Below are 7,266 nucleotides of genomic sequence, written 5' to 3'. Positions count from 1 at the left end.
GAGGGATTGATATTTCTTTCCTTGGATTTTTAAAACATCCTTTTAAAGTTTATGAAATGATGTTGATTCCTATGTTAATGCGAATGTTATGTACTGCAACTGAGTTGTCGGCATCTGTTGAGACACGAGGACTTGGAGTTTCGTGTAAAAAAACTAGTTATACAGAAGTCAAATTTCGTATGCTTGATATGTTATTGCTAGTAATAATGATGGTATTTTATCTAGCTATCATCATTATGAAAATAAAAAATATTTAAAAACAAGGAGAATAATTATGGAAGAAAAAAAGAAATTTCAAATTAAAGATTTAATTATTACAGCACTAATGGTGTTATGCTCACAGGTTTTATATAGAGTGTTATCTTTTCTGTTCATATCGCCATACACAATGCTATTAGTAGTTCCGATATGGTCAATTATTGGAGCAATTGCCTATTTCTTAGTACCGGTAAAAACAAAAAATCCATGGATGATTTTATTATTTTGTGTACTTACAAGCATTATAGGTTTTTATCCACCATATATCATTAGTTGCATATTTGCTGGGATTATAGCTATGTTGATTGCAAGAACAAAAGGGGTTGGCAATTATAAAGGATTAACAATTGGATATATGATATTTTGTGTTCTTGCCGGCTTTGGTGGAATGTATGTACCATTTCTTTTTTATGCAGATCAAACACTTAAATCTTATGAAAAAATGTTTGGGAGCGAATATTTAGGTACATTAACTAAAATTGTTTCTCCTATGACTACAGTAATGATGCTTATTTTAATAGCTATTTGCGGATTGATTGGAGCAGTGATTTCCAAGAAATTATTGAAGAAGCATTTTGAAAAAGCAGGGATTATTTAGAATTTTTTATAGATGAAATTGGAGGAGGGATAATAATGGAAATGATAAGATGCAATATTACAATCAATCAAATTATTTCACCTTTACAACATTTAGAAATACTTTTATGTAGCAATATCTTGTTATTAAAAACAGTTAAATAGAAAAAATAATAAAACATTAGTTTTTAAGCCGAGAGGACTTTTTACGCCAAAGTGTAGAAGTCCTCCTTTTTTATTCTCAGAAAACAAAAACAGAAAAATAAAAAGGGAGGAACACACAATGGATAAGAAAGAATATTTCCTTTATGTCAAAGGAAAAGAGGTTAAGGTCAGTGAAGAAGTCTATAAAGCCTATTGGAAGATAACCGAGCATGAAAAATATCTTCAGAGAAAAGATTGGAAGTATGACGTGATTCCATTTTCAGCAATGGATTATGACGGACACTTTGTAGATAACATCATAGATGAAAGAGTAGACTTAGAAAAAATTGTAGAAGTCAAAATGCAGATTGAAGAATTAAACAAGGCATTAGCTATACTCACAAAAAAAGAAAGAGAGCTGATAGAAGCCATCTTCTACAAAGAAGAAAGTTTAAGGTCGATTGGCAAAAAAGAAAAAGTAAGCTATCAAGCAATTGGGAAAAGGAGGGATAAGATTTTAGAAAAACTAAGAAAACTTTTAGAAGATAAATTCTAAAGAGATGGGAAAGGTTAAGTATCAAAGAAAGGTACTTAGCCTTTCTTTATTTGGAACGCAACAATATTGAAACGGAGGAATGAAAAATGAAAGAGTTAGAAAATGTAATGAGCCAGTTGGAAAAAGAAACTAAGAAAAAAGAACAGGCGGAAAACAAAATCAAGCAACTAAGACAAAAGAAATCACAGCTAAAAAGAAAGGCGGACACGAAACGAAAAGTAGAAAAAGGTGGCGTGTTTGAGAAATTTGAAAAACAGATAACCGGAGTAGAAGAAAATACAGATAATGATTTAATCTATGCCTTTTTAGATTATGTACTTTCTGATAATAGGAATAGAGAAAAGCTAAAAGAACTTACAGAAATTCATTTAAGAGAAAAAGAAATCTCCTTAGAAGAAAATCCAAATCTTGAAGAAGAAAACGTAAATGATGATTTTGAAGAACCGACAGAGGAAGAATAAGAAAAACAGAAAATGTATTAGGAATTGAGATGGAGCAAAGTGAGAAACATTTTAACACTTTGCTTTTTTGTGGATTTGAAAAATCTACAAAAAACAAAGTTCACAGGGGTTTAAGGGGGAGTAGCCCCCTTGAACAAATAAAAATGCTTTAGCGTTTTTGTTTCCTTGAGCTTTGCTATAAGCTTTCCGCAGGAACGCAAAGCACCGTAGTCAAACGGTGTATCTTTGCGCCCTTTGAAAAAGGGAGCGAAGATACTACCTGAACATTAGGATAGTAAAATCTCAAAATTGAAAACAGATAAAGGAGAAAAAGACAATGGAAATCAAAAGTTTGCATACCCATGTAGATATTGTTACAAGGTCAAAGGGACATAGCGTAATTGCAAAAGCTGCATATAATGCAAGAGATAAATTAAAAGATGAATACTATGGAAAAACACATGACTATTCTAAAAAAGAAGACCTTGTATTTTCAAAAATATTTCTGCCGGAACATATCCCAAAAGAGTTTTCCGACAGAGAATATCTTTGGAATGAAGTAGAAAAAATAGAGAAAAGTAAAAATTCACAACTTGCAAGAAATCTGCTTTTTACACTTCCAAGAGAATTAAATGAGGAAGATAGGATAAAACTCATCAGTGAATTTATAGAAGAGAACTTTACTTCTAAAGGTATGATAGCGGACTGTAATATTCATAATCCTATGGCAAGCGATCATGAAGAACAACCACATGCTCATATTCTACTTACCCTAAGAGAAATGGATAGTGAGGGAAAATGGAAACCGAAATGCAGAAAAGAATATATCCTTGATGAAAATGGAGAAAAGATAAAATTAAAAAGCGGAAACTATAAATCAAGAAAAGTAAATCTGAATGATTGGAACGAACCTGACAAAGCAAAAGAGTGGAGAGAAAACTTTTCAAAGAAAGCAAATGAATATTTGGCAAGGAATAATATCCAAAAGAGAATTGATCCACGCACCTTTGAAAAACAAGGCAGAGAAGAACTCCCGCAAATCCATTTAGGAACAAGCAGCTACCAAATGGAGAAAAAAGGCATACAGACAGAAAGAGGAAATCAAAACAGAAAAATCATTGCCTTGAACTTAGAATTTAAGAAGTTAAAAGCAGAACTATCAAAACTTACATCTTGGATAGGTTCGTTACTTGGGAGTCTGCAAGTAAAATATGATGAATACAAACAAGAGAAAAAAGAAGAATATGAGAACAAAGCGGAACTCTTTAATCTCTATGAGTACATCAGTATTTATTATGACTTACTGGGAGAAAAAGCAAGAAAGTTGAATCCCTATGTAAGTAATAAGAAGATAGGTGCAGACCTAAGACGATTTTCAAAGGCAAGAATATATCTGAAAGACAATAATCTTAAAACCATAGCCGACCTACAAGAAAAGATAAGCACGTTACAATCCCAAAATAAGAAGATTAGTCAAGACATCAAGGCGAAAACTGCAAGAATAGAAAACTTAAATAAATGCTTTATCTATGCAGACATCATCAAAGATAACAAACAAGTCTTTGAAGAATGGAACAGTAAATCCCTATTCAAAGACAGTTTTTACAATTCTCATAAAGATGAGATAGATAAATATAAAAGAGCAAGGGCAATCCTTGAAAAGATAACAGGCTCATCGGCTATCAAGATAAAGGACTGGAAAAAAGAAATCCAAAGCCTTGAATAAGAGATAAAGAACTTAAACCATCAATCTCAATCAATCAAAGAAGAATATGAAAGTATCAACCATATCAAATATGCAGTCAAAACCGTTAATGAGGATTATGGCATAGACCTATCCATTGAGATTGACAAGGCAATCAAGAGAGGAGAAAAACCAAGTGTCATTGCTCAGATTAAGAAATATCAGGAGCAACAGGAAGCTTATGAAAAACGAAAGGAAAGGACAAAGGACTATTATAGGAACGAGGAAAGATGAAGTCCCGAAATGGGATAACATCAAAAACGAAGGGTGTCGTAAATCACGACATCCTTAAAAAACTAAGAGAGGAGAGAAAAATGGCAGATAAAAGAATGTTTTCACTCAAGATAGTAGATAGCGACTTATTTTTAGACATGCCTTTAAGTAGTCAATGCCTATATTTTCATCTATCGATGCGAGCAGATGATGACGGCTTTGTAAATAACCCCAAGAAAATCATCAAGATTATCGGAGCGAATGAAGATGACCTGAAAATACTTATTGCCAAAGGCTTTGTGATTGTCTTTGAACAAGGAATTATCGTCATTACGCATTGGAAAATCAACAACTTTATCCGTAAAGACAGATATAAACCGACCTTATATGAAAACGAGGTGCAGAGCCTATCCCAAACTAAAAACGGAATGTATATCAAAGAGGTTGGTTGTCATTTGGTTGCGGAGCGGTTGACAAGTGGTCAACCCAGTATAGATAAGGGTAGATTAGATAAGGTTAGTATAGATAAGGGGAGAGTAGAACAGGATACCCCCTTTTCTTTTTACGGAGAATATAAAAATATTCGATTAACCGATGAAGAATACCGAAAGCTGAAAGATAAGCTGCAAGGTCATACCGATATGATGATTTGAAAGCTTTCAAGATATATCAAGAGTACCGGAAAGACCTATCAAGACCACTATGTAACTATCCTTAACTGTTATGAGCAAGACAAGGATAAACTATCACAGAAAAAGACCGGCAAGATTCCAACTTTTGAAGATTATGACAAGGGGGAACATTTATAGCTATCATACAAGGCGGTGTAAAGGCATTTTTAGAGCGTTAAGACTAAAAGAGGTATCAAAGTGTACCTAAGATAAAAATTAAGCTTTAAAACTCAACTTGAAGGAAATTAGCAGATGAAAAATATTGATAGGTTTGGTATAATTAAGTATTATTATGAGTGAGGAGGTATGACCTTTGGATAATAAAGAGCTGTCTATCACAAGTGATAGTGAGTATAAAAAGCTATTGTCAGAGTTAAAAGAGAAAGTAAGAAGTAGCCAACTTAAAGCTGCAATAAAGGTAAATTATGAGTTGTTAGATTTATATTGGACTTTGGGAGAATACATTGTAAAAAATCAAGAACAACATTCATGGGGAGATGCCTTTATAAAATCGTTAGCTAAAGATTTACAAAAAGAATTTCCTGATATGAAAGGTTTTTCTGAAACAAATATTAAGTATATCAGAAGATGGTATTCATTTTATATAAAAGGGCTACAAGGTGTAGCCGAAATAGAAAATAACGACAGAAATTCAAAAGGACTACAGCCTGTAGCCCAATTTGATGAAAGAGTTATCAACCATATTAAACAGATACCTTGGGGACATAATCAAAGGATAATAAATAAGTGCAAGACCATTGATGAAGCCATATATTATGTTGATAAAACTATTGAGAACGGATGGAGTAGGAATGTACTTGTACATCAAATTGAAAGTGGATTATATGGCAGGGAAGGAAAATCTATAACAAACTTTGAAAAAAGGTTACCCGCTTTGCAATCAGATCTTGCAAGACAGACATTAAAAGATCCATATAATTTTGATTTTCTTACCATTCGTGAAGGATATGATGAAAGGGAACTTCAAAAAGAACTGGTTGACAAGATTTCTGATTTTTTACTTGAACTTGGCGAGGGATTTGCCTACATAGGCAAAGAATATCACATAAATATAAATGGGGATGATTTTTATATTGATTTACTGTTTTACAATTTGAAACTCCATTCTTACATTGTTATAGAACTGAAAGCGGAGAAGTTTAAGCCGGAACATTTAGGACAGCTTAATTTCTATGTAACAGCAGTGAATAGAGAGCTAAAAACTGATAGAGATAATGCTACGATTGGGCTTCTTATTTGCAAGGATAAAAACGATGTCGTTTGTGAATATTCATTAGAACAAATATCGCAACCTATAAGTATAAGCAAATATGAGATTACTAAATTACTTGAAGCAGAATATAAGAGCAGTTTGCCGAGTATTGAAGAAATAGAGAAAAAGATCAAAGAAATAGATACGGATAATTAAAAAGATCAAAGAAATGAATAAATATTGGCTAATGACGATTGGAAAAAATCACTAATCGTCATTTTTTGTTGCAAAGAAAGACTAACTATTAAAAGTCAAGCCTTAAAATGATATTTATTGAATAAAGTACAGAAATGTATTTTAGATATATTCGGCATACAGTTAGAGTTCCTTGCACTTTGAAAACTGCATGACAAAAAGAGCATCATGATAGGTGATCAAAAAGGAGTATTGAATAAGTATTAATTAAGCTGATTTGATGTATTGCTGATTCGATTTTTCAAGATGGTAAATGACTCGAAGAAGTTTTTTTACAGCATGTGATAGGGCAACGTTATAGTGCTTGCCTTCAGCACGTTTTCTGGCAAGATACCCTGCAAATGTTGAATCCCAGTGGCAAACATACTTGGCTGCATTGTACAGGGCATATCGGAGGTATCTGGATCCACGTTTTTTCATATGAGCGTAAGCACCATCCAGTTGTCCGGATTGATATGTTGATGGTGAAAACCCGGCATAAGCTAAGATTTTATCAGGAGAATCAAAGCGACTGAAGTCACCAATCTCGGCAATGATCATAGCGCCCATACGATAGTTGATACCTGGAATACTGAGAATTGGAGAATTAATTTCATCCATGATAATTTTGATTTCATTTTCGATTTCATCAATCTCAGAACCAAGTTCCAGTATCAACTTGATGGTGTGTTTTAGTTCAAGAGATTTGGCTGGCATATTTGAGCCGATAGAAGCCCTTGCAGCTTCCCTGAAAGTTATGGCGGTATCTTTACCATATCGACCTTTAGATGCATCTGAAAGAAGATTTGTAGTGGTCAAGCATTTTTGTAACACTTGCGACTGATTTTTATACAGCATACCGTGCCTCAAAGGGAGTGCGATATCCGTTATAGGCATGGGGACGTACATGGTTATACTTTATGTATGCAAAATCCTCAACAGCATCATATAACTCCTGTTCCTCATGGTAATGGTGAAGATATATCTCTTCATTTTTCAGAGTATTAAAATACCTTTCCATTGGTGCATTGTCATATGGATAGCCTGCCTTGCTCATGCTCTGTGTGATGCTGTTTTTCTCACAGAATTCAGTAAAAGCCTTCGATGTATATTGACTTCCCTGATCACTATGCAGGATAATATCTGTGCTGACAATCTCTGACTGTCCAGAGTCTTTTTGCAGGGTTCGATGGCAAGAACATGGTTATATGACGATC

Annotated in this window: 4 protein-coding genes and 5 pseudogenes; 7 read left to right on the top strand and 2 right to left on the bottom strand. The window is 33.6% G+C overall.

Annotated elements, in window-relative coordinates:
- From HMPREF9333_RS11260 to HMPREF9333_RS11230, 7 genes and pseudogenes are all read left to right on the top strand, one after another.
- A pseudogene (locus HMPREF9333_RS11260) lies at nt 1–257 on the top strand (energy-coupling factor transporter transmembrane component T family protein); the annotation flags it as partial.
- A gap of 17 nt (nt 258–274) precedes the next feature.
- On the top strand, nt 275–856 hold the full coding sequence (locus tag HMPREF9333_RS11255; RefSeq protein ID WP_005542177.1) for an MptD family putative ECF transporter S component: 582 nt from the start codon (nt 275–277) through the stop codon (nt 854–856).
- Between the two features lie 261 nt (nt 857–1,117).
- Nucleotides 1,118–1,534 carry a sigma factor-like helix-turn-helix DNA-binding protein gene (locus HMPREF9333_RS11250; protein WP_005542176.1) on the top strand — a complete coding sequence of 139 codons (417 nt, stop codon included), beginning with the start codon at nt 1,118–1,120 and terminating at the stop codon, nt 1,532–1,534.
- Between the two features lie 86 nt (nt 1,535–1,620).
- Complete coding sequence (locus tag HMPREF9333_RS11245; RefSeq protein ID WP_005542175.1) at nt 1,621–1,995, top strand: hypothetical protein; 375 nt, start codon at nt 1,621–1,623, stop codon at nt 1,993–1,995.
- Nucleotides 1,996–2,311: 316 nt separating this feature from the next.
- Nucleotides 2,312–3,952 (top strand): annotated as a pseudogene (gene mobQ, locus HMPREF9333_RS11240) (MobQ family relaxase).
- Between the two features lie 80 nt (nt 3,953–4,032).
- Nucleotides 4,033–4,740 (top strand): annotated as a pseudogene (locus tag HMPREF9333_RS11235) (replisome organizer).
- Nucleotides 4,741–4,915: 175 nt separating this feature from the next.
- Nucleotides 4,916–6,031, top strand: coding sequence for a PDDEXK nuclease domain-containing protein (locus HMPREF9333_RS11230; RefSeq protein WP_005542172.1), 1,116 nt, complete (start codon nt 4,916–4,918; stop codon nt 6,029–6,031).
- Between the two features lie 246 nt (nt 6,032–6,277).
- Here HMPREF9333_RS11230 and HMPREF9333_RS11225 read toward each other — a convergent pair.
- Both HMPREF9333_RS11225 and HMPREF9333_RS13405 read right to left on the bottom strand, forming a co-directional pair.
- A pseudogene (locus tag HMPREF9333_RS11225) lies at nt 6,278–6,859 on the bottom strand (transposase); the annotation flags it as partial.
- Between the two features lie 37 nt (nt 6,860–6,896).
- Nucleotides 6,897–7,238 (bottom strand): annotated as a pseudogene (locus HMPREF9333_RS13405) (transposase); the annotation flags it as partial.
- Nucleotides 7,239–7,266: the final 28 nt, after the last annotated feature.

The organism is Johnsonella ignava ATCC 51276 (genome assembly GCF_000235445.1).
GTDB classification, from domain to species: domain Bacteria; phylum Bacillota; class Clostridia; order Lachnospirales; family Lachnospiraceae; genus Johnsonella; species Johnsonella ignava.
The sequence above is the reverse complement of the archived record's forward strand: the minus strand, read 5'-3'. Positions and strand labels throughout refer to the sequence as shown.

Excerpts from the sequence above, each read along its gene's own strand:
- HMPREF9333_RS11255 (WP_005542177.1), top strand. The coding sequence starts at position 275 with ATGGAAGAAAAAAAGAAATTTCAAATTAAAGATTTAATTATTACAGCA.
- HMPREF9333_RS11250 (WP_005542176.1), top strand. The coding sequence starts at position 1,118 with ATGGATAAGAAAGAATATTTCCTTTATGTCAAAGGAAAAGAGGTTAAG.
- HMPREF9333_RS11245 (WP_005542175.1), top strand. The coding sequence starts at position 1,621 with ATGAAAGAGTTAGAAAATGTAATGAGCCAGTTGGAAAAAGAAACTAAG.